Annotated in this window: 20 protein-coding genes; 8 read left to right on the plus strand and 12 right to left on the minus strand. The window is 65.8% G+C overall.

The genetic code is table 11. The features are described from left to right. Positions 1 to 120 precede the first annotated feature (120 nt). The gene (locus WDB66_RS12505) at positions 121 to 1,746 is read left to right on the plus strand and encodes a POT-type proton-dependent oligopeptide transporter (protein ID WP_339398933.1); all 1,626 of its coding nucleotides are present in this window, start codon (positions 121 to 123) and stop codon (positions 1,744 to 1,746) included. A gap of 4 nt (positions 1,747 to 1,750) precedes the next feature. Here the strand turns inward: WDB66_RS12505 and ygfZ are convergent, their stop codons facing one another. Then, complete coding sequence (gene ygfZ / locus WDB66_RS12510) at positions 1,751 to 2,671, minus strand: CAF17-like 4Fe-4S cluster assembly/insertion protein YgfZ (RefSeq protein WP_339398934.1); 921 nt, start codon at positions 2,669 to 2,671, stop codon at positions 1,751 to 1,753. A 43-nt stretch (positions 2,672 to 2,714) separates the two neighbouring features. On the opposite strand from ygfZ, the gene WDB66_RS12515 reads away from it, so the two are divergent. The 6 genes from WDB66_RS12515 to WDB66_RS12540 all read left to right on the plus strand — a co-directional run bounded on the left by WDB66_RS12515 (position 2,715) and on the right by WDB66_RS12540 (position 6,728). Next, a complete protein-coding gene (locus tag WDB66_RS12515; protein WP_339398935.1) occupies positions 2,715 to 2,885 on the plus strand; it encodes a DUF1674 domain-containing protein in 171 nt (56 codons plus the stop codon). Positions 2,886 to 2,960: 75 nt separating this feature from the next. Further along, the gene (sdhC, locus tag WDB66_RS12520; RefSeq protein ID WP_339398936.1) at positions 2,961 to 3,362 is read left to right on the plus strand and encodes a succinate dehydrogenase, cytochrome b556 subunit; all 402 of its coding nucleotides are present in this window, start codon (positions 2,961 to 2,963) and stop codon (positions 3,360 to 3,362) included. Further along, positions 3,359 to 3,751, plus strand: a complete 393-nt coding sequence (gene sdhD, locus WDB66_RS12525; protein ID WP_339398937.1) for a succinate dehydrogenase, hydrophobic membrane anchor protein — start codon at positions 3,359 to 3,361, stop codon at positions 3,749 to 3,751. Before sdhC ends, sdhD begins: the two co-directional genes overlap by 4 nt. Before the next feature lie 8 nt (positions 3,752 to 3,759). Then, positions 3,760 to 5,553 carry a succinate dehydrogenase flavoprotein subunit gene (sdhA, locus tag WDB66_RS12530; protein WP_339398938.1) on the plus strand — a complete coding sequence of 598 codons (1,794 nt, stop codon included), beginning with the start codon at positions 3,760 to 3,762 and terminating at the stop codon, positions 5,551 to 5,553. A 94-nt stretch (positions 5,554 to 5,647) separates the two neighbouring features. Continuing rightward, positions 5,648 to 6,433: a succinate dehydrogenase iron-sulfur subunit gene (locus WDB66_RS12535; protein WP_339398939.1), complete on the plus strand. Its 786-nt coding sequence runs from the start codon at positions 5,648 to 5,650 to the stop codon at positions 6,431 to 6,433. A 40-nt stretch (positions 6,434 to 6,473) separates the two neighbouring features. After that, complete coding sequence (locus tag WDB66_RS12540; protein ID WP_339398940.1) at positions 6,474 to 6,728, plus strand: FAD assembly factor SdhE; 255 nt, start codon at positions 6,474 to 6,476, stop codon at positions 6,726 to 6,728. A gap of 382 nt (positions 6,729 to 7,110) precedes the next feature. Here the strand turns inward: WDB66_RS12540 and hflD are convergent, their stop codons facing one another. Then, positions 7,111 to 7,716 (minus strand): high frequency lysogenization protein HflD, encoded by a 606-nt coding sequence (gene hflD, locus WDB66_RS12545; RefSeq protein WP_339398941.1) that lies wholly within the window; start codon positions 7,714 to 7,716, stop codon positions 7,111 to 7,113. 275 nt (positions 7,717 to 7,991) lie between these two features. Between hflD and WDB66_RS12550 the strand changes: the two genes are divergently transcribed. Beyond that, complete coding sequence (locus WDB66_RS12550) at positions 7,992 to 9,272, plus strand: glutamate-5-semialdehyde dehydrogenase (RefSeq protein ID WP_339398942.1); 1,281 nt, start codon at positions 7,992 to 7,994, stop codon at positions 9,270 to 9,272. 220 nt (positions 9,273 to 9,492) lie between these two features. On the opposite strand, the gene WDB66_RS12555 is transcribed toward WDB66_RS12550, so the two are convergent. The 10 genes from WDB66_RS12555 to WDB66_RS12600 form a co-directional block, all read right to left on the minus strand. Next, the gene (locus WDB66_RS12555) at positions 9,493 to 14,433 is read right to left on the minus strand and encodes an alpha-2-macroglobulin family protein (protein ID WP_339398943.1); all 4,941 of its coding nucleotides are present in this window, start codon (positions 14,431 to 14,433) and stop codon (positions 9,493 to 9,495) included. A 108-nt stretch (positions 14,434 to 14,541) separates the two neighbouring features. Continuing rightward, a complete protein-coding gene (gene cydC, locus WDB66_RS12560) occupies positions 14,542 to 16,263 on the minus strand; it encodes a thiol reductant ABC exporter subunit CydC (protein WP_339398944.1) in 1,722 nt (573 codons plus the stop codon). Then, a complete protein-coding gene (gene cydD / locus WDB66_RS12565; protein WP_339398945.1) occupies positions 16,260 to 17,981 on the minus strand; it encodes a thiol reductant ABC exporter subunit CydD in 1,722 nt (573 codons plus the stop codon). Before cydD ends, cydC begins: the two co-directional genes overlap by 4 nt. Positions 17,982 to 17,984: 3 nt before the next feature. Beyond that, positions 17,985 to 18,101 carry a cytochrome bd-I oxidase subunit CydX gene (gene cydX / locus WDB66_RS12570; RefSeq protein ID WP_337336310.1) on the minus strand — a complete coding sequence of 39 codons (117 nt, stop codon included), beginning with the start codon at positions 18,099 to 18,101 and terminating at the stop codon, positions 17,985 to 17,987. Positions 18,102 to 18,122: 21 nt separating this feature from the next. Continuing rightward, the gene (cydB, locus tag WDB66_RS12575; protein WP_339398946.1) at positions 18,123 to 19,277 is read right to left on the minus strand and encodes a cytochrome d ubiquinol oxidase subunit II; all 1,155 of its coding nucleotides are present in this window, start codon (positions 19,275 to 19,277) and stop codon (positions 18,123 to 18,125) included. Positions 19,278 to 19,288: 11 nt separating this feature from the next. After that, positions 19,289 to 20,860, minus strand: a complete 1,572-nt coding sequence (locus tag WDB66_RS12580) for a cytochrome ubiquinol oxidase subunit I (RefSeq protein ID WP_337336316.1) — start codon at positions 20,858 to 20,860, stop codon at positions 19,289 to 19,291. Positions 20,861 to 20,957: 97 nt separating this feature from the next. Next, entirely contained in the window at positions 20,958 to 21,314 is a 357-nt protein-coding gene (locus tag WDB66_RS12585; RefSeq protein ID WP_339398947.1) for a carboxymuconolactone decarboxylase family protein, read from the minus strand. 11 nt (positions 21,315 to 21,325) lie between these two features. Further along, positions 21,326 to 21,961: an SAM-dependent methyltransferase gene (locus tag WDB66_RS12590; protein WP_339398948.1), complete on the minus strand. Its 636-nt coding sequence runs from the start codon at positions 21,959 to 21,961 to the stop codon at positions 21,326 to 21,328. A gap of 14 nt (positions 21,962 to 21,975) precedes the next feature. Beyond that, the gene (locus tag WDB66_RS12595) at positions 21,976 to 22,344 is read right to left on the minus strand and encodes a rhodanese-like domain-containing protein (protein ID WP_339398949.1); all 369 of its coding nucleotides are present in this window, start codon (positions 22,342 to 22,344) and stop codon (positions 21,976 to 21,978) included. Then, on the minus strand, positions 22,341 to 22,688 hold the full coding sequence (locus WDB66_RS12600; RefSeq protein ID WP_339398950.1) for an ArsR/SmtB family transcription factor: 348 nt from the start codon (positions 22,686 to 22,688) through the stop codon (positions 22,341 to 22,343). The genes WDB66_RS12595 and WDB66_RS12600 overlap by 4 nt, the downstream gene beginning before the upstream one ends. Positions 22,689 to 22,692 lie beyond the last annotated feature (4 nt).

Raw genomic sequence — 22,692 nt, forward strand, 5'->3', positions numbered from 1 at the left:
AATTGCGGCCGTGGCGGGTGTGATGCCGGCTTTCGCTGCCTCCAATGTGGCGCTGCGGCTTGGGCTTTGGCGGCGAGTTGGGCACACTGCTGCGCTTTCCTGCCTGATGGACCGCCCCGCATGAGCTCAACAGCAGCCGCTCCAGATGCGCGCATGCCGCGCCAGATTTCCTACATCATCGGCAACGAGGCCTGCGAGCGCTTCAGCTTCTACGGCATGAGGAACATCCTCATCCCGTTCCTGATCAGCTCGGTGCTGCTGGCCTATCTGCCAGCTGGCCCGGAGCGCGACGGGGCGGCCAAGGACATCTTCCACACTTTTGTCATCGGCGTGTACTTCTTCCCGCTGCTGGGTGGCTGGCTGTCGGACCGCTTCTTCGGCAAATACAACACCGTCCTCTGGTTCTCGCTGATCTATTGCGCCGGCCATGCCTGTCTGGCGCTGTTCGAGGACAACCGCAACGGCTTTTTCACCGGCCTGTTCCTGATCGCGCTGGGCTCGGGCGGCATCAAACCGCTGGTGGTGAGCTTCTGCGGCGACCAGTTCGACCAGAGCAACAAGTCCAAGGCCAAGGTGGTCTTTGATGCCTTCTACTGGATCATCAACTTCGGCTCGTTCTTCGCCTCGCTGCTGGCGCCGCTGCTGCTGCGCGGCTACGGGCCGGCGGTGGCATTCGGGGTGCCGGGCGTGCTGATGTTCATCGCCACCTTCGTGTTCTGGCTGGGGCGCAAGCAGTACGTCAACGTGCCGCCGTCCGGGCGCGATCCGGATTCGTTCCTCAATGTGGTGCGCAGCGCGCTGAACGGACGCAGCCAGGGGCAGGGCAATGCCGGCACCGTGGTGGCGCGCAGTGGCATCGTGATCGCGGTGGCGATGCTGGCGCTGTGGGCATTGAAAGCGCTCGGGGTTTCGTTGCCGTGGTGGCCGGATTCGTTCGGGTTTGTCATCACCGCCTGTCTGGCGCTGGGGGTGCTGATCGCCTTCGGCGGCTGGGGCGCCTCGCTGCAGCTGGAGCGCGCCCGTGGCCGGCATCCGGATGCGGCGGTGGATGGCGTGCGTGCGGTGCTGCGCATCCTGATCGTGTTCGCGCTGGTGACGCCGTTCTGGTCGCTGTTCGACCAGAAGGCCTCGACCTGGATCATCCAGGGCAATGCCATGGTCATCCCGCATGAGCAGTGGTGGTGGCCGAGCTGGCTGATCAAGGAGCCGGCGCAGATGCAGGCGCTGAACCCGTTGCTGGTGATGTTGCTGATCCCGTTCAACAACATCGTGCTGTATCCGCTGCTGCGGCGCATGGGATTCCAGGTCACGGCGCTGCGCCGCATGGGCTGGGGCATTGCGATCTCGGGTGTGTCGTGGATCGTGGCCGGTGTATTGCAGTTGTGGATCGACGGCGGCAGCGATGTCTCGCTGGCCTGGCAGGGCCTGCCCTATCTGCTGCTGACCTTCGGCGAGGTGCTGGTCTCGGCCACCGCGCTGGAGTTCGCCTACAGCCAGGCGCCGCACGCGATGAAGGGCGTGATCATGGCCTTCTGGTACCTGACCAGCACCTTCGGCAGCCTCTGGGTGCTGCTGACCAATGCCGCAGTCCGCAACGACGTGGTGACCGCCGCCATCGCCAACACCGGACTAAGCGAGAACGCCTTCCTGATGTTCTTCTTCGCCGTCTTCGCCTTCGTCGCGGCCGCCGCCTTCGCCGCCTACGCGCGGCGCTATCCGATGCAGGATAACTATCGGATGGCGTGATGGGTCAGCGTGCCAGGCCATCCAGCAGTGGCAGCGTGGTGGCATGGATGTCTCCGTCTTCGCTGTGGAAGCTGGCGTCGGCCGCATCAAGCGGGGCGATGGCGAGGGCTTCGATGCGTTCGCCGAGGGCCTGGATGCTGATGATTTCCGCCTGTGCGCCGGCTTCGTTGCGCAGGCGGGTGCCGGGTGTGGCGGGCTGGTTCAGTGCCAGACGCAGCGTGCCGCGTTTGGCCTGGCCAAGGAAGTGCACGCGCGCGACGATCTCCTGGCCCGGGTAGCAGCCTTTTTTCACACTGAAGGCGGCCAGACGGTCCAGCCCCAGCATCTGTGGAGTGAAGGCTTCGCTCTGGTCCGGGCCCAGGCGGGGCAGACCATGCGCGATATCGTCCAGATTCCAGCGGGCTTCAAGGGAGGCGTCATTGCCGCGCTGGTCGGCCTGTGTCCCGGTGTCGGCGGCATGAAGCACAAGGGTGCGTGCGCTGTCGCCGCCCAGGTCCAGTGCAATCCGGCGCCATTGGCCCTGATCGTCGCGTTCGATATGCGCCTGCGCGCGTTCGGCGCTGAAGCCGGCATCGGCCGGCGTGCCGAACAGGCCGAGGGCTGAAGCATCGGGCAGGGCCTGGAGCGTGAGCTTGCTGCGGAAGCGGAATGCGGCCAGTCGCTGTGCGAGTTCTTCGGCCGGAAAATCCGGCAGCCAGGCCAACAGGTTCTCGCCATCCAGCCGCAGCAACGCGAACAGCGCCACCACGCGGCCCTTGGCGGAAAGCCACAGGTTCCACTGCCACTGGCCATCGGCCAGCAGCGCCACATCGTTGGCGAACTGGGCCTGTGCGAAGGTGATCGCGTCGCGGCCGGAGAGCTGCAACAGGCTGCTTGCACCCAGCAGGATCACAGGTGTCGAAGTGGGGAGCGGCTTGATAGACATGGCCGGTGGTACTACCCTTTGTGCATTGCACGAACCGCCCGCCATGATAGGTCAAACGCAGCCAGCTCCCCAGCCCGCGCAACCGACGAACGAGCCTTCCGCAACGGAAGTGCCCGTGGAGCAGCCGGCCCCGCGCGAGATTGGTGGCCGCGATGGCCCGGAGCCCACACGCTACGGCGATTGGGAAAAAAACGGTAGATGCATTGATTTCTAGTTGTCGCTGCTGCCTCGTTGCGGAGGCGGCTGCGGTTTGTCGGCCATTTGTTCCAACCTCCACGAGAGCGTGTCCATGACGCAGCGCGAGCGCCCCCTGTCACCGTTCATGCTGGGATCGTATTACCGGTTCCAGGTCACTTCGGTCATGTCCCTGTTGCACCGAGCCACCGGTGTGGTGTTGTCGCTGGGCGCCTTCGTACTGACGGCCTGGCTGGTGGCGGTGATGGCCGGTCCGGAGGTCTACGCCCGCTTCGTCGAATGCGTCGGCTCACTGCCGGGCCGCATCGTGCTGGCCGGCATCGGTTTCTCGCTGATCTACCACCTGCTCAACGGCATCCGCCATCTGGCCTGGGATCTGGGCTACGGGCTGACGCTGAAGGGTGCTTACACCGGTGGCACGATCGTCGCGGTGCTGGCGGCGGTCTTCACCCTGTTGCTGTGGTATTTCGGCTTTTCGGCAGGAGGTGCGGCATGAGTTCGCAAGATCGTCTGCGTGATCCGCTGGCACGCGCCCGTGGCTTGGGTTCGGCCAAGCACGGCACCCAGCATTTCATTTTGCAGCGCGTCAGCGCGGTGATCCTGGCGTTGCTGACGCCGTGGCTGCTGTGGTTGCTGATCACCCTGATCCCGGCTGATTACGCGACGGTGCGCAGCACCCTGGCACACCCGGTCAATGCGGTGCTGCTGCTGTCGTTCCTGCTGGCGCTGTTCTGGCATTCGCGCCTGGGCCTGCAGGTGGTGATCGAGGATTACGTTCACCATCACGGCCTGGGCACCATCGCGCAGATTCTGGTGCTGTTCGCCTGCTCGCTGGGCGCGCTGGTTTCCCTGGTGGCCATCGGCCGCATCGTTTTCGCTGCTTGAGTGCTTTCATGACCACCGCATACAAGATCATTGAACATACCTATGACATGGTTGTCGTCGGTGCCGGCGGGTCCGGCCTGCGCGCGACCTTCGGCCTGGCCCAGAAGGGCTTCAACACCGCTTGCATCAGCAAGGTGTTCCCGACCCGTTCGCATACCGTTGCGGCGCAGGGTGGGGTGGCGGCGGCGCTGGCCAACATGGGCGACGACGACTGGCGCTACCACTTCTACGACACCGTCAAGGGCTCGGATTGGCTGGGCGACCAGGACGCGATCGAATACATGTGCCGCGAGGCGATTCCGGCGATCTACGAGCTGGAACACTACGGCGTGCCGTTCTCGCGCACCGAAGACGGCAAGATCTACCAGCGTCCGTTCGGCGGCATGACCACCAAGTTCGGTGAAGGCCCGCCGGCACAGCGCACCTGTGCCGCAGCCGACCGCACCGGTCACGCGATGCTGCATACGCTGTACCAGCAGTCGCTGGCGCACGATGCCAAGTTCTTCGTCGAGTACTTCGCGCTCGATCTGATCATGGACGAGGAGGGCGCCTGCCGCGGTGTGCTCGCGCTGGAACTTGAAACCGGCGATCTGCACCTGTTCCGCGCCCAGGGCGTGGTGCTGGCGACCGGCGGCTATGGCCGCGCCTACTTCTCGGCCACCTCGGCCCATACTTGTACCGGCGACGGTGGCGGCATGGCGCTGCGCGCCGGGCTTGCGTTGCAGGACATGGAGTTCGTGCAGTTCCATCCGACCGGCATCTACGGCGCCGGCTGCCTGATCACCGAAGGCGTGCGCGGCGAGGGCGGCATCCTGCGCAACTCGCTCGGCGAGCGTTTCATGGAACGCTACGCGCCCAGCGTCAAGGATCTGGCGCCGCGCGACATGGTCAGCCGCTCGATGACCATCGAAATCCGTGAAGGCCGTGGCGTCGGCGAGCACAAGGACCACATCCTGCTCGACCTGACCCACCTGGGGCCGGAAGTCATCCACGAAAAGCTGCCCGGCATCGCCGAAAGCGCCCGCATCTTTGCCGGTGTGGACGTGGAAAAGCAGCCGATTCCGGTGCTGCCGACGGTGCACTACAACATGGGCGGCATCCCGACCAACCTGCACGGCGAAGTGGTGCAACTGCGCAACGGCGATCCCAATGCCGTGGTGCCGGGCCTGTACGCGATCGGCGAAGCGGCCTGCGTCTCGGTGCATGGCGCCAATCGCCTGGGTTCCAACTCGCTGCTGGATCTGGTCGTGTTCGGCCGCGCCGTGGCCAACCGTTGTGCCGAAACCATCGTCAAGGGTGCCAGCCACAAGACCTTGCCGAAGTCGGCCTGCGATGCGGCACTCGACAATCTGGACAAACTGCGCCATGCGAAGGGCGAACTGCCGACCGCGCAGATCCGTCTGGACATGCAGCGCACGATGCAGGCCGATGCCGCCGTTTTCCGCACCGAGGAAACCCTGGCCGAAGGCGTGCAGAAGATCGGCGAGGTGTTCGACAGCTTCCAGCACGTGGGCGTCAGTGACCGCTCACTGATCTGGAACTCGGATCTGGTCGAAACCCTCGAATTGCAGAACCTGCTGGGCCAGGCTGTGGTGACGATGAACTGCGCGCTCAACCGCACCGAATCGCGCGGTGCGCATGCACGCGAGGACTATCCCAATCGCGACGACGTGAACTGGCTCAAGCACACGCTGGCCGACATCGACGCCAAGGGCAAGGTCAGCATCGACTACCGCCCGGTCCACCTGAAAACGCTGACCGACGAGATCGAAACCGTCCCGCCGAAGGCAAGGGTGTATTGAGGCGGGAATCGGCAATGGGGAATCGGCAGTAGAAAACGCCTGAAGCCCCTTCCCACGATTCCCGATTTTCCATTCCCGATTCCCGGAAAAAACAATGGCCGAATTCTCTCTCCCGAAAAATTCCAAGATCCAGAAGGGCAGACACTTCCCGGCGCACGACGCCAAGGGACCGGTGCGCACCTTCAAGGTCTATCGCTGGAATCCGGATGACGATGCCAACCCGCGCGTGGACACCTACGACATCGACCTGGCCAGCTGCGGCCCGATGGTTCTGGACGCGCTGATCAAGATCAAGAACGAGATCGACCCGACGCTGACCTTCCGCCGCTCCTGTCGCGAGGGCATCTGTGGCTCGTGCGCGATGAACATCGACGGCACCAACACGCTGGCCTGCACCCGCGCGATCGAGGACTGCAAGAAGGACGAAGTGCCGATCTACCCGCTGCCGCACATGCCGGTGGTCAAGGATCTGGTGCCGGACATGACGCATTTCTATGCGCAGTACGCCTCGATCAAGCCTTGGCTGCGCACCCAGAGCCCGACCCCGACCAGCGAGCGCCTGCAATCGCCTGCCGACCGCAAGAAGCTGGACGGCCTGTACGAATGCATCCTGTGCGCCTGCTGTAGCACCGCCTGTCCGAGCTACTGGTGGAACGGCGACCGTTATCTGGGCCCGGCGATCCTGCTGCAGGCCTACCGCTGGATCGTCGACTCGCGCGACGAGGACACCGGCGCACGTCTGGACGAACTGGAAGACCCGTTCCGCCTGTACCGCTGTCACACCATCATGAACTGCACCCGCACCTGTCCGAAGGGTCTGAACCCGGCCAAGGCGATCGCGCAGATCAAGAAGCTGATGGTGGAGCGGCGCGGCATCTGATGCCGCGTACGCACGTGGCCGGAAGCAGGTTCCCGAAGCAATGAGCGACAGCGCTGAACTCAACCGCCTGCGTTGGCGCAGCCGTCGCGGCATGCGTGAACTGGACCAGATCCTGGCACGCTATCTGGAACACGGCTGGCGCGGCGCCGATGCCGCCGAGCGCGCCACGTTCGAACGTCTGCTCGATTGCGAAGACACCCAGCTCTGGCCCTGGTTCGTCGGCCGCGAACGCCCCGACGAACCGGTGCTGGATGCCCTGGTGCAGAAGATCCTGGCGCTGCCCGTCGCAACGTAACCGGCTGCCTGCGCACTTCAACCTGCCGTAGGAGCGCATCCACAGGGGGCGCGACAATCCTGCGGTTCAACCTGTTCGGCATCCTGGCGCGGATACATGTTCGCGCCCCCTGTGGGTGCGCTCCTACAAAAAATCGCCTTTACGGCAGCCGTTCCCAGTTTGACCAGCTTCGTTGTTGAAAGCCGCCGGGACGACGCTGTGAGACTTGATCAGCCGGCATAGGTCGGGGTGGGCTTGCGAACCCCGACGTCGGGATGCCTTTCAACGTCGCCCCTGTTGCCTCCATCGCACCCCACCATGCCGAACTGCCGATGTCGGGCTCGCAACCGCTCAGCACACGCCCACACTAGCTCTCTGCATTCGAGTCTGTACCTGCCCGCGCTCAGGCATCCAGCCAGTGCTGTACCGCATCCAGCATCGGGCGACGACGCAGCAGCAGATCCCAGTAGCTGCCGCGCAATTGCCGCCACAGCACCGCCGAGCGCACCGAGGCCAGCAGGCTGGCGCGGATCTGGGCCACCACGTTTTCCTGCTGCAATTGCACCGGGTTGCCCTGCACCAGCACGCGCGTGGACAGGCGGCTGACGCTGTTGGCGTAGACCTCGCCCAGGCGCGCGATCACGGTGGGATGGGTCACGCCGAAGTGCTCGCGCTGGCGCTGGCTTTCGACGATGCCTTCGTGCAGCGCGCGCATCAGGTCCGGGTGCGATTGCAACTGGCGTTCAACCTGTAGCACGGTCAGCGCCATCCGCCCCAAGGTGGAATCCCGCAGCGCGCCGCCGCGCAGTTGCCCGTCGAGGGTTTCAAGGCCGGTGCGCATCAGCCGCGCCGAGCCGTAGACCGCTTCGACCGAATCGGCATCGATGCGGAATACGGAGGCCAGCGAGGCATTCAGATCGGCGTCGTCGGCGCGGCCGTCGCGGGCGGTGGATTGGGCAAGGCGCAGGCCCTGCATGACGCCGGCCAGGGCCAGGGTTCGGTGCTTCATCGTGTTCCTCGTGCGTACCGCCGGATGTACGCGGCGGTGGTGTGGGGGCGGATTCTGGCTGATGTGGAGGGTGGCGGGAAACCTCCGGGTGTTTTTCCGCCCGCAACGCAGGTAGGGCACCGTTGCTGTGGTGCACAAATCCGCTCTGGCCTATGCTGGTTCCGGCTGCGAATCCGGTGGACATACTGGCCGCTGGATTCGCGCTGCTTCCGGGCAAGTCCCGCCTACCCCTGCCGCGCGTGTGCGCTCCCACATCCGATCAATCAGGCAATCCGATGACGCAACACGATATCACCACCCAGGCACTGGCCTGCCGCGATGCCGCCCAGGCCATCGCTGAACTTTCCAGTGATGAAAAGCGCGCGCTGCTGCAAGCCATGGCCGCACAACTTGAAGCCCGGGCCGATGCGATCCTGGCGGCCAATGCGCGCGACATGGAGGCAGCCCGCGCGCGTGGCACCAGCGGCGCGATTCTGGACAGGCTGCGGCTTGATGCCGGGCGCCTGGGCGGTATCGCCAACGCGGTGCGCGAAGTGGCGACGTTGCCGGATCCGGTCGGTCAGGTCACGCGCCGGGAAACCCGCCCGAACGGCATCGACGTACTCCGGGTGCGGGTGCCGTTGGGCGTGGTGACGATGATCTACGAGGCGCGCCCGAACGTCACCGCCGACGCTGCGGCCTTGTGCCTGTATGCCGGCAACGGCGTGATCCTGCGCGGCGGTTCGGAAGCGATCCATTCCAACACTGCGATCGCGGCCGCGTTGCAGCAGGCGCTGACTGATGCCGGCCTGCGGCCTGCGGCGCTGACCCTGGTCACCGATCTTTCGCGCGACACCATGCTGCGTCTGCTGCAACTGACCGACATCATCGATCTGGCGATTCCACGCGGCGGCGAGGGCCTGATCCGCTTCGTCGCCGAACACGCGCGCGTGCCGGTGATCAAGCACTACAAGGGCGTATGCCATCTGTATGTGGATGCGCAGGCCGATCAGGATCTGGCGCTGGATCTGCTGGTCGATGGCAAGACCAGCCGTCCGGGTGTTTGCAATGCGCTGGAGACACTGTTGGTGCATGCCGATGTCGCGGCCGAATTCCTGCCGCGTGCCGCCGCTGCATTGCGTGCTCGCGGGGTCGAATTGCGTGGTGATGAGCGTGCCCGTGCACTGCTGCCGGATATCGGTGCGGCCAGCGAAGCCGATTACGATGCCGAGTTCCTTGATCTGATTCTTGCAGTGAAGGTGGTCGATGGCTTGGAAGCCGCGATCGCGCATATCCGGCGTTTTGGTTCGGACCACACCGAGGTCATCGTCACCCGCGACGACACCGCCGCCGCGCGTTTCATCGCGGCGCTGCGTTCGGCGGTGGTGATGGTCAATGCCTCGTCACGCTTTTCCGATGGTGGCGAGCTGGGGTTGGGTGCGGAAATCGGCATCTCCACCACGCGCCTGCACGCCTACGGCCCGATGGGCGCCGAATCGCTGACCGTGGAACGCTTCGTGGTGCGCGGGGCAGGGCAGGTGCGGCATCCGGAAAGTCGCAGCAGCAAGACCACCTGACACCTGCCCACTACAAATCGCAGGAGCGCACCCGCAGGTGGCGTGATGGGCTTTCCCAGAAATCTTCAGTCGGCGTGGACACGGATGTCGGGCATGGCTGCGCTCAGCCCGACCTATGTCGCCATGTCGCCGGGAGTGGGCTGGTCGTGGTCGGGAAATCGGACCTGTCCGCGTTTCCCAATCACGACAAGATTCCGACTCCCGGCTCCCGGCTCCCGGCTCACCTGGCCTTCGGCGGCACCACGCTGATGCGGTTCTGCGGCGCGCTGCCGATGCCGGAAAGCTGTGGCCGGTACATGTCTTCGGCCGAGGGCGGCGGCACCACGAACTGGCCGGGCGACACCGCCCGCACGAGGTAGAACAGGCGCGCGGTCGAGCCGCTCCAGAGCTTGAGCGCGGCGACATAGCGGTCGTCGCGGTATTCCTCGTAACGCAGCTCGGTGCCGTACTCGCGTTCGGACAGTTTCACCCCGTCCAGCATCAGTTCGCCGAAGGCTTCGTTGCCGCCCAGTGCCAGATTTTCTATCTCGACGCCGCCCGGCAGCAGGTCCACGACCAGTGCATCGGGGATGTTCTCGTTCGCTTCCACGGTCAGCATCGCGATCAGGCTTTCGCCTTCGGTCAGGGTGTCGCCGGTGAACAGGTTGCCATCGGTGCGGTACCAGGCGCGGCGGATGCGGATGCCCGATTCGCTGGCCTCTGGTGCCGTCAGTGGGTGCCCGACGATGTCCTGGCTGAGCCAGAACGGGCCGTCGCCTTCCAGCTCCAGTTGCACGCCCTGGCGCAGTTCGGTGATGCCCACTTCGCGTGATACCAGGGCGCGGCCGCTGAGCGCGTGCGGTGTGTCGGCGATGACGAATCTGCCCTGCAAGCCGTCGCGCTGTTCGTCCAGCACCGCGCGTCCGAGGCGGAAGATCGCGAGCCGTTCCTGGGTGCTGAACCAGTAGCGCGAGTTTTCCGGCAGGCGCAGGCGGCGCGCCAGGGTCAGCACGCGGCTGCCGGTGTCGGCATCGGCCAGATCGTGTTCGTACAGCAGCGCCAGCAGCAGTGCTTCATCACGGAAATCGGAGCCGTAATCGCCCAGGTAGCGCGGGCGCTTGCCGCTGGTCTGCAGCGCGGCATCGATCGCGGCGCGGGCGCGGGTGTCATCGCCGGCCAGCTTCAGCGCGATGCCCAGTTGCAACAGCGGCAGCGCGGTGATCGAGCGCTCGCGCTGGTTGTCCCACAGCGCGCGCAGGGTGCCGAGCGGGGCGCGGTTGACGCGCGCCAGCACGTAGCCGGCATAGGCGTTGCTGGCAAAGCGCAGGTGCTGCGGGTTGTCATAGCTGTAGAAACCGTCGCCGCCGGTCAGCAGGTCCTCGTTGAGGCGGTTGAGGGCCTTTTCCAGCACCGCTTCGGGAATCGCCAGGCCGTTCTGCCTGGCGGTGACCAGCAGGTCGGCGATGTAGGCGGTCATCTGCGGATCGGCCCAGCCTTCGCCGGGCCAGAAGCTGAAGCGGCCGTTCTGCTGCTGCATCGCGGCAATGCGTGAGAAGCCGGTATCCAGCATCGCGCGGCGCTTTTCCTCGGGCAGCGGTTCGAGCCCGAACTTGCGTGCGGTGGCGGCATCCAGATTCACCAGCGGCCAGAGCCGGCTGCTGGTCTGCTCCAGGCAGCCGTAGGGGTATTCAATCAGGCCACGGATCGATTCGGCGAACGGCAGCGGCGGCACCGAGGCGATGCTGATCAGCGCATTGCCGGATTCTGGCGAGAGGCCGTCGAACAGTTCCGGGCCGAAGCGCAACTGCTGCGCGCCTTCCAGCATCCGCGCCTGGCTGCGCCGGATCGCCGGCCATGCCGGCCGCACCGTGATCTCGAAGTCACGCTGCAGCACGCTGCCATCGGCGCTTTCGGCCTGCACGCTGAACGTGCCGACGCCGTTGCCGCCGCTGGCATGCAGCGGGAAGCTGAGGGTGGTGCGGGCGTTGTTGGCCAGATCCACACGCTGCGTCTGCCCGCCGATGGAAATCGGTGCGCCGGCGTGGGTGGAAATGCGGTAACTGGCGTCGGCGCCGCTGAGATTGTGCAGATCCACGCTGAGCGCGGCGCGGTCACCCGGTGCCATGACGCGGGGCGTGCTGACTTCCATCACCAGCGGCGCGCGCACGATGACATCCTCGCTGGCGCGTGCGTAGCGCTCAGTCGAGAACGCCAGTGCCGCGATCCGCAGGCTGCCATTGAAATCCGGTGCGGTGAAGCTGACGCTGGCCTTGCCCTGTGCATCGAACTGCACCGGCGCGGCGTGCAGCGCCACGGTCTGCACCTTCGCGGTCGGGCGACGTGCCTGCGGCAGTGCCGCCAGTGCCGCGTCGCCGCCATAGCGCAGCCGCGCGCGTTCGCCTTCCAGCGGGCCGATGATGCGTCCGTACAGATCCCAGGCTTCCACGCCGAGGCCACGCTGGCCGAGGAAATAGCCGGCCGCATCCGGCAGCGGATAGCCGGTCAGGTTGAGGATGCCCAGATCCACGGCTTCGACCACGACGTGCGCGGTTTCGCCGGCGAATCCGGGTGCCGACAGCTGCACCGACAACTGTTCGCCGGGGGCGGTCAGCGCGGAAGCGTCCAGCTGCATTTCCACATCGCGCGGGCCGCGCGTGATCGGCAGGTGTGCGACGCCGACGGCGCGGCTGGGGCCGGTCAGGTTGCCCTGGTCGGCGGGGCGGAACACCAGCGCGGTGACGTAGACATCGTGGCGCTGGAAGTCGGCGCTGATGGGAATCCGCACCTGCGCGCCATTGCGCACCTGGATATTGCTGCGGAACAACAGGCCGTCGGCTTCCACCAGCACCACACCGGGGCCGTCATGCGGCGCGGTCAGGGTGAGGGTGGCGGTGTCGCCGACGCTGTAGGAGCTCTGGTCGAAAGCGATCTTGACCTTGTCCGGGCGCGCGTCCAGACCCTGGTTGTCGTTGTTCCAGCTCCAGCCGGCGGTGAACGGATAACGCATCGTCAGGCCGGTTTCCGGATCGCGGACTTCCAGGCGGTATTCGCCCCATTCCACGCGCGCGGAAAACTGTCCGGGCGAGCTTCCATCCAGCGCCAGCGTGGTTTCCTCGGTGGTCTGGAAACGGCGGGTGAAATCGGTATTCCAGCCGCTGCCATCGACCCAGTTCCAGTGGTAGTCGCGCAGTTCGCGCACCAGTTTCACTTCCAGCGCGGCAGCGGCATGCAGGCTGCCATCGGCGCTGGCGCGGACGATTTCGAACCCGATCTGGCTGTTGGCATCCGGGCCATCGTCGGCATCGAACAGCGGCCGCACTCCGACCAGCACCGGCGCCGGCCATACCGTGCGCACCATCGAGCGGCGCACCGCGCGGCCGCCGGATTCGAACACGCTGCCGCTGGCGATCACCTCGAAGGGCGCAGCCGGCACTTCGGCATCCGCCAGCAGTGGCAGGTTGGCTTCCAGCCGGCCGTTGTCGTCCAGCTTGGTGTCCAGTGCCTGCTGCGGTTCGCGCGGCAGCGAAATCGTTGGATCACCGAAGAAGTATCCCTTCAGCTCCGGCACCGGATGCGTCGCCGGGCGGTACAGCAGTTCGGCCATGAAACGGTTGCCGGCCGCCGGTGCGCCGTAGAGGAAGGCGGCATCGACCTGCAGGCGCAGTGGCTGGCCCGGTTGCAGCCGGGCATCGGGCGAATCCAGCGTCAGTTTCAGGCGCTCGGGCAGGAACTCCTCGACCCGGAACGCGAAGCGTCCCAGCGGCTCGGCGGCGGTCGGATCCAGCCGGTATTCCACCGACCAGCGCCCGGTTGGCGCGTCTTCCGCGATGCTGCGCTGGTAGTGGTAATAGGCCTGCGCCTGCGGTTCCAGGGGCAGCGTGGAAATTGCGCGGCCATCAGGTTGGCGCAGCGTGGCGTAGAGCGTCTGCTGCTCGGGCAGCAGGCGGCCATCGTGATCGCGCAGCAGGGCCGACACCTGCAAGGTCTCACCGGGACGGAACAGGTCGCGGCCGGACCAGGCATAGACATCCTGCGCGGTGTGGCGGCGCCCGGCGACGGCGAATTCGGACAGATCCAGCGCCGGCTGGCGGAACGACACCAGCGCCACCTCGCCACCCTGGCGCGCGATCAGCACATGCGGCGAGCGCGGCTGAACGGCCAGCTTCGCCTCGCCCTCCGAATCGGTACTGGCGCTGGCCAGTACCTGACCCTTCTCGTCCTGCAGGTGCAGTTCCACACCGTTGCGCGGCTGCCCGCTGGCCAGCGAGGCGGCATGCACGAACAGGCCGTCGTTGTGCTGGCGCGCGTGCAGACCCAGATCGCTGACATAGAAATGCGTGGTTTCGAAACTGCCGTTGTAACTGCCAGCGCGGCGCAGCACGGCGAAATAGACGCCGGGTTCGCGCAGTTCGGCAATCGTGTGCACCGGCAGGAAACTGACCTGGCGCTGGTTGGTGCGCACGCTCAGCGCGAAGCGGTTGACGTAGACCGAATCGGCCAGCGATTCGATCCGGCCCAGCTCCCAATAGCCGCGACTGTCGTTGGCGGCGTAGCGCGCAAGGAAATCGGACAGCGATTTCTCCCGCACCCGGAAGAACTCCACGTCCACTTCCGGCGTGTTGACCGCCACCAGCGGCAGCCCCTGCGTGCCACGCGCCGGCAGCACACTGCCACGGCTGGCGAAACCGACGGTCGGCGACAGGTTGCCCGAATACACTTCCTGCTCGGGCAGACCTTCCAGCATACGCCCGTCCGGCGTGCCCAGACCGCCGTTGAAACTGATCCGGTAGGTGGTATCACCCTGCACGTAGGGGAAACGCAGCACGCCGGCATCATCGCCGTCCAGCACCCAGCTGCCTTCCACATCGGCGCCGTTGGCATCGCGCACCAGGATGCGCTCATCGAAGGCCTGCCCGGCGATCAGCGGCTGCGAAAAGCGCAACTGCAACGCAGGCCGCCCCTGCCAATCGCCGCCACTGGCCTCCAGCAACACGAAGGCATCACTGGTCGCCGGCGCCGCATCAGCATTGATTGCCGGGGCGGTAGCCGGTGCCGGATCGCGCGAACAGCCCGCCAGCAGCACCATCAATATCAGCAGGAACAGGGTGGCCGGACACTGCCGTAAAGACAGCAGGCGGGCGCTGGGGACGGAATCGCGGCGGAGGCGGAGCGTGGTGTTCATCGGCACGGTTTGGGACGGAAGGAAGGCCCGAGTATACGTCCGCCTGCACTGCGCCCAGTGACGATCCGCCGTGCCGGAAATGGCGGAATGCGGGCGGGGTGACAACCTTCAGCGGAGCGTGGACGAATCTGTCACCAGCCGTCCATCCACGACCCGTAGCTTCCGCACCTTGCCGGACATGGCGACATCGCGGTGGGTGGCGATGATCAGGCTGCGCGGGCCGATCCAGTGGTCGATGCCTTCTGCCACGCGAGCGCGGCTGGCCGGATCGAGGCCTTCGAAGGGTTCATCCAAGATGGTGAGTGCGGCTTTGCGCAACAGCACCGCGGCTGTCGCCACGCGCCGCGCTTCGCCGCCGGATAGTCCACGGCCGTATTCGCCGAGGGGTGTGGCCATCCCATCGGGCAATTGTGCCAACCAGCTCTGCAGGTCCACGGCGGCCAGCACGGCGCGCAGTTCGTCGTCGCTGGCCTGTGGATCGCCCAGCCGCAGGTTTTCCGCCAGCGTCATCGCAAACAGGTGCGGGCGCTGCGGCAGCAGGGCGATATGCCGGCGCAGTGTGGCTTCATCGAAGCGATGCAACGCGTGGCCGCCAAAGCGGATCGTGCCGCGATCCGGGTCGGCCATGCGCGCCGCCAGCGCCGCGAACGTCGACTTGCCACCGCCGGACGGGCCGCTGACCAGCACCCGTTCACCGGCCTCGATACACAGCGTGTCCACCTCGATGCCGACGCTGCGGTCGGGCCAGCGGAAGTGAACGCCGTCCATTGTCAGCGCGAAATTGCCAGCTTCCGCAGTCAATGGTTCGGCTGGCTGACGGGGAAAATCCAGCAACGGTTCAAGCCGATACAGCGCCTCCAGCCGGTCGGCGGCGGCGCGTGAGCGTCCATGGGCCAGCACCACGCCGGCGCAGGGGGTGATGGCTTCCAACGTGCCGAATGCCGCCAGGATAGCCAGTACCAGCCATGGCGCACTCACCGCATCGCCGGCGAGCAGGGCGTGACCAAGGCGTGCGGTTTGCCAAGTGGCCAGCCCGACCAGCGCGGTGATGCCGGCCACGGCCAGGGATTGAAGCAGGCGCTGGCGCCATTGCAGTTGCAGCAGGGCCTGGTCGTTGGCCAGCCAGTCGGCGCGGCGCTGTTGCCAGGCACCGCTCAGGCGCAGGGTGACGAAACCGCGTAGTGCATCGATCAGCTCGCTGCGACGGCGGGCACCGAAGGCCGCCAAATGTTCGCCGCTGCGGCGGGCACCGAAGGCCAGCAGCAGTGGTAGGCCCAACGTGGCCATCAGCAACCAGGGCAGCGCGCCCAGCGCCAGCTGCGGATGCGCCCAGTTCAGCAATAGCAACGCAACCGCCGTGACCAGCAGGCTCCACAGCCACGGCAGCCAGACCCGCAGTGGTGCTTCGTCGAGGGTATCGATGTCGCTGACCAGACGTTGCAACAGGTCGCCATCGGCCATGCGGGCCAGCGGTTCGGGTGCCAGCCGTGCCAGACGCGAGAAGGCATGCCGGCGCAGGTCAGCCAGCAGCCGAAGCACCGCTTCGTGCGAGATGATGCGTTCGCCATAACGCCCGGCGGTGCGGGCAATGGCAAAGAAACGGATCATCGCGCCGGGGCGAAAGATGTCGAAGACCGCCGCGCTGGCGACACTGCCGCCGGCAATGGCGGTGGCGGTGATGAAGTGGCCGGACAGCGCCAGCAGCCCGAGCGAGGCGAGCAGGGTGATGCTGCCCAGCAGTGCAGCCAACGCGAACCAGCGCAGATGGCGTGGCTGCGAGAAGCGCGGGATCGCGGCATCGTGCGGCGGTTTCTGGTCGATGCCGCTCATATGCCGGGCTCCGGTACATCCGGCCGGCTGCTGTCGGCCAGCAGCCGGCCGCGCTCCAGCAGCAGGGTGCGGTTGATCCAGTCCGGGTCTTCGCTTTCGTGCGTGGCCATCAGCACGGTGCGGCCGTGGCTGGCCAGGCCCAGGGTGTGGCGCAGGCGCATGCCGGTTTCTGCGTCCAGTTGCGAGAAGGGCTCATCCAGCAGCCAGACATCGGCATCGCGTGCCAGCGCACGGGCCAGCGCCAGGCGTTGCAGTTGCCCGCCCGACAGCGTGCCCTGTGCACTGCCGACCACCGCATTGGCCTGGCTGGGCAGGGCGCGAACCACTTCGTCCAGTCCGGCCTCGGTCAGCGCCTGCCACAGTCGCGCCTCGTCGGCTGGCTGTCCGACCAGCACGTTGTCGCGGATGGATTGGAAAAACCATTCCGGGCGTTGTTCCATCCAGCCCAGACGCGGCCACCAGGCGGTGGTGTCTAGTGCCTGGCCGTGGATCAGGATGCGACCGGAGGTCGGTTGGATCAGGCCGGCAGCCAGCGCCAGCAGCGTGCTCTTGCCAGAACCGCTGGCACCGCGCAGTGCGATCCGCTCACCGGCGTTGACGGTGAAACACACGTTTTCCAGCGCCACACGCCCATCGGCATGACGCAGGCCGACATGCTCAAACACGATCAGCGGCGCTGCCGGATCGCTGCGTGCAGTGCTCGCAGGCATCGCTGCCGCTGCAGTGGCAGCGGCCGGCAGTTGCGCCTGCAATCCACGTAGTCTGGCAGCAGCAGCCAGCGCATCGGCGCGCACGTGGTAATCGGCACCGAGCTGGCGCAGCGGGGCGTAGAACTCCGGTGCCAGCAGCAGCATGAACAGCGCAGGGCCCAGCGTCATCGTCTGGCCGTAGTGGCCGATATCCAGACGCCCGAGCAGCGACAGCCCCAGATACAGCGCCAGCATCGCGATCGATAGCGAGGCGAACAGCTCCAGCACCATCGAGGACAGGAAAGCCAGCCGCAGCACCTGCATGGTGCGGGTGCGGTAATCCTCGATGCCGTGCCCGAGACGCGCGGCAGCCGGCATCACCTGGCCCAGCAGGCGCAGCATCGGCAGACCCCGGACCAGATCCAGGAACTGTCCGCCAAGCCGTGCCAGCGCATCGGCCTGGCGCTGGCTGGCGGCCGCCGCGCCACGCCCGACCAGATGCATGAACACCGGAATCAGCGGCGCGGTTCCGGCCAGGATCAGCAGCGCCATCCAACTGAACGGCGTTACCGCCAGCAGCAGCGTGGGTAGGGCCAGCGCGATCGTCAGGCGTTGCGGCAGGTAGCGCGAGACGTGTCCATCCAGCGCATCGACCTGTTCCGTGACCAGCGTCGACAACGCGCCGTCGTCACCGGCGTGGCCACGCAGCGGGCCGAGGCGTTCCAGCGTATCCAGCACTTCGGCCCGCACCTGCTGGCGCAGCCTCAACCCGGCGAGGCCGCCGGCGTAGTCGCGCAGCGCCAGCAGCCCGCTGCGCGCGCCGATTGCCAGCACCATCGCCAGCAACTGCCAGCCGGTATCAAAACGCCCTTGCACCCAGGTACCGACGGCAAATGCCAGCGCAGCGGCGAATCCGACATGCGCCAGTACCGCCGCCGCACCGGCCAGCCCGGCCAGACGCACCAGCCCGGACACGGATGCGGTGCGCTGTTGCAGCCACTGCACATCGCTGCTGATGGCAGGTTCCACCGGTCAGTACTGGTCGTTGCCGTCCTCGTCCGGATAACCATGGAATTCCAGCCACATCGCATTGATGATGCCGGCGAAACAGGCCATCAGTACGCCGAGGATCCACGTGAAATACCACATGCTCGTTCTCCTTTGTTCCGCTCAGTAATGCTCGTGCGAGTCGCTCACCTGTTCCAGCGTCACCGGTCCGCGCAGCACGCTGAATACCCAGCTGGTGTAGAACAGGATCAGCGGCAGGAACAGCACCGTCATCCAGAACATCCAGCGCAGCGTCAGCAGGCTGGAGGTTGCATCCCAGACGGTCAGGCTGTGCGCTGGCTCCAGGCTGGAGGGCATCATGAACGGGAACATCGCGATGCCGGCGGTCAGGATGGTGCAGGCTACCGCTACCGAACTGGCGATGAAGCCCACGCCGGGTCGCCGGGCCGCCAGCCACCAGGCGCCGAAGGCACCGGTGAAAGCCAGCAACGGCACCAGCCACAACACCGGCGTGGCCTTGAAATTGGCGAACCAGGCACCGGTCTGGCGCACCACCTCCTTGGCCACCGGATTGGAAGCGGCTTCGGTGCCGGCGAACGCGGTCAGCACATAGCCGTCGATGCCGAAACCGACCCACAGTCCGGCACCCGCGAAGCTCAGCGCGAACACCAGTGCCGCCACACCCAGCGCACGGTGTGCACGTTCGCGCAGGTGGCCGACGGTCTTCAATAGCAGGAACGCGGCTCCCTGCATCACCAGCATCGACAGGCTGACCACGCCGGCCAGCAGGCCGAACGGGTTCAGCAGGCCGGGCAATCCGCCTTCGTAGTGCACCCGCAGGGAATCGTCGAAATAAAACGGCACGCCCTGCAGCAGATTGCCGAAGGCCACGCCGAACAGCAGTGCCGGCACGAAGCCGCCGATGAACAGGCCCCAGTCCCACATCGAGCGCCATTGCGGGTGCGGCAGTTTGCTGCGGTAGTCGAAACCGACAGGCCGCAGGATCAGCGCGAACAGCACCAGGATCAGCGCCACGAAGAAGCCGGAGAAGGCGGCCGAGTAGATCAGCGGATAGGCCGCGAAGATCGCGCCGCCTCCAAGGATGAACCAGACCTGGTTGCCTTCCCAAGTCGGACCGATGGCGTTGATCAGCACGCGGCGCTCGTCATCGGTGCGCGCCACCCATGGCAGCAGGGCACCGACACCCAGATCGAAGCCGTCCATGATGGCGAAGCCGATCAACAGCACACCCAGGAACAGCCACCAGATGAAACGCAGGGTTTCATAGCTCATCAGGAAAGCGAGAAGTTCAGTCATGGCGGTGCTCCTCAGGCCTGCTGCGCGCTGGTCAGCGACGGCGTATCGGCACCGCCTGTCGGAGTCGGATCATCCGGTCCCTGTCGCGCGAACTTGATCATCAGATACATCTCGACCACCAGCAGTGCGGTGTAGAGCAGCACGAAACCGCCCAGGCTGAAGATCAGATCACCGACGCTGAGCGAGGACACGCTGATCCAGGTCGGCAGGATTTCCGCCACCGTCCATGGCTGGCGTCCGACCTCGGCCACGAACCAGCCCATTTCCGAGGCGATCCACGGCATCGGGATCGTGAACACCGCCAGTTTCAGCAGCCAGCGCTGGCGCAACACGGTATTACGCGAGGTCGCAATGATCGCCAGCACGAACACGCCGAGCATGAAGAAACCGGCGCCCACCATGATGCGGAAAGCCCAGAACAGTGGTCCGACCGGTGGAATCCCGTCGCGTGCTGCCTGCGCGATCTGCTCGTCGGTGGCATCCACCACATCCGGGGCGTAGCGTTTGACCAGCAGGCCATAGCCCAGATCGGCCTGGTGTTCCATCAGGCGGGCGCGCGCGCCAGCGTCTTCCGGGTTAGCGCGCACCTGCTGCAACGCGGCGTAGGCCTGCATGCCGTTGCGGATCTTGATCTCGTGTTCGGCCACCAGATCGCGGATGCCGGTGATCGGTTTGTCGACCGAGCGGGTCGCGATCAGGCCCATGATCCACGGGATTTCGATCGCGTAATCGGTCTTCATGTTCTCCGAGTCGATCATGCCCACCACGGTGAACGGTGCCGGCGGCTGGTGCGTTTCCCACATGCCCTCGATCGCGGCCAACTTGACCTTCTGCGAATGGCCGATCTCATAGCCGCTCTCGTCGCCCAAAGTGATCACCGACAGCACCGAAGCCAGGCCGAAGGCGGCCGCGATCGCGAAGCTGCGCTGCGCGAATGCGATATGCCGGCCCTTGAGCAGATACCAGGCGCTGATGCCCAGCACGAAGCAGGCCGCCGTGGCATAACCGGCCGAGACCGTGTGCACGAACTTGACCTGTGCCACCGGGTTGAAGAACACCTCGGCAAAGCTGCTCATTTCCATGCGCAGGGTTTCCGGATTGAATTCGGCACCCACCGGGTACTGCATCCAGCCGTTGGCGATCAGGATCCACAGCGCCGAGAAGTTCGAGCCCAGCGCCACCAGCCAGGTCACCATCAGGTGCTTGACCCGGCTGAGCTTGTCCCAGCCGAAGAAGAACAGCCCCACGAAGGTCGATTCCATGAAGAACGCCATCAGCCCTTCAATCGCCAGCGGCGTGCCGAAGATGTCGCCCACGTACTGCGAGTAGTACGACCAGTTGGTGCCGAACTGGAACTCCATCGTGATGCCGGTGGCCACACCCAGCGCGAAGTTGATGCCGAACAACTTGCCCCAGAACTTCGTCATCTGTTTGTAGATTTCCTTGCCGGTCATCACATAGACCGACTCCATGATCGCCAGCATCAGCGACAGGCCCAGGGTCAGGGGAACAAACAGGAAGTGGTACATCGCCGTGGCTGCGAATTGCAGTCGCGACAGGTCGACGACCAACGGGTCCGGCATCATGGTGCTACTCCTTCGTCAGGCTCTTTTTTCAGGCTGCTCGAGTCGCAGTCTGAAAGGTTTGATCGGGGTCAAAGTGGTGGCGCCGGAGGGTGCGTCACTTTGTCGCAGCCGCGGCAAATTCGCGGTACGACTCCCAGGCGTGGGCGGCGTACATCAGCGAGGGGCCGCCGCCCATGTAGACCGCCACGCCGAGCATTTCGCGTACTTCCTCGTCGCTGGCGCCCAGCCGCACCAGGGCCTTGCCGTGGAAGCCCAGGCAGCCGTCGCAGCGCGTTGCCACGCCGATCGCCATCGCGATCAGTTCCTTGGTTTTTTCATCCAGTGCACCGGGTGCCATCGCGGCGCGGGCCATTGCGCTGAAGCCCTGCAGGGTGTCGGGGATGCCGCTGCGCAGCGGCGCCAGATGCTTGTTGATATTGGCGATGTGGTCTTGGTAACGGGTGGTGTCCATGGACAACTCCTTCATTGATCCGTTTCGAGAGCGGGTTTGCGGGCGACCAGATCGACCAGCGCGGACATGCCGCTGTGGCCGCAGCCTTCGCTGATGACCGAGTCGTGTTCTTCCAGGTGCAGGATCTCCATGCCGGCGAAGGCTTCGCGCAGCATGGCGGTGGTGTAGAGCTGTTCGATCTGCTTCGGCCCGCCGGTGTCGTAGTCGAGCTGTTCCGGGCGATAGCCTTGCAGGATCAACAGACCGTCGGGTTTCAGGCTGTCCTGGATCGCGGCGAACAGGTGCTGCCTCAGTTCCGGGCCGGCGAACTGGATGAAGATCGCGGCCACCAGATCGAAGTGTTGCTGGCCGAAATCCCAGTGCGCCAGATCGGCCTGTTCGGTTTCCAGTGTCACACCGCGTGCGGCGGCCAGTGCGCGGGCCTTGGCCAGTGCGGTTTCCGAGCCGTCCACCGACAGTACATCGAGGCCCTGCTGTGCCAGCCAGACGCCGTTACGGCCTTCGCCATCGGCCAGCGCCAGGGCGCGCATGCCCGGTTGCAAACGGTGTGACTGGGCTACGAGGAAGGCGTTGGGTTCGGTGCCGTAGACGTAGTCGGGTGTGTTGAAGCGGGCATCCCACATGGCGATACCGGTCTTGGTGTTCATGGACATCTCCTCGATCAGCTGGACGTGGCACGGCTCATCGGCAGGCCGGCGGCGGCCCATGCGGCCATGCCGCCGCGCACGTTGATGCAACGGCAATCCTGGCGCTGGCCGAGCAGGTTCTGGGCCAGACGCGAGCGCACGCCACTGTGGCAGAGCAGCAGCAGTTCGCCGTTGTGGGCTGGCAGCGCGTCCAGCGCGGCGTGGCGCTGTGCACGGATGCGGTCCAGCGGCAGCGGCTGCGCGTCCAGCGCGTGGCCGGCGTTGAATTCGCCCGGCTCGCGCACGTCCAGCAACAGGGCGCCGGCATTGATGCGTTGCACCGCCTGCTGCACGGACACCTGTTCACCGCCGAACCCGAACAGGGTTTTCAGCAGCGCGATCATGTCGCTTCATCCCCGCCGGTCGCGCCCGGTCCGCAATAGATGCCGTGCAGGGTCTGGATGACCTCGAAGGCTGGGCCGGGATTGAGCGAATAGAAGATTGTCTGCGCATCGCGCCGGGTCTGCACCAGCGCTTCCTCGCGCAGCACGGCCAGGTGCTGGGACAGCGCCGACTGGCTCAGGTCGAGTTTCGCGTTCAGTTCACTGACCGAGTGTTCGCCCTCGGCCAGCAGGCACAGGATCATCAGGCGTTTTTCGTTCGCCAGCGCCTTCAGCAGTTGCGCGGCGGCGCCGGCGTGCTGGCGCATCGTGGCCGGGTCGATCTGGAAGGTATCGGGCAGGTTCATCGTG

It is taken from the genome of Denitratimonas organivorans (assembly GCF_037478135.1).
Taxonomy (GTDB): domain Bacteria; phylum Pseudomonadota; class Gammaproteobacteria; order Xanthomonadales; family Xanthomonadaceae; genus Denitratimonas.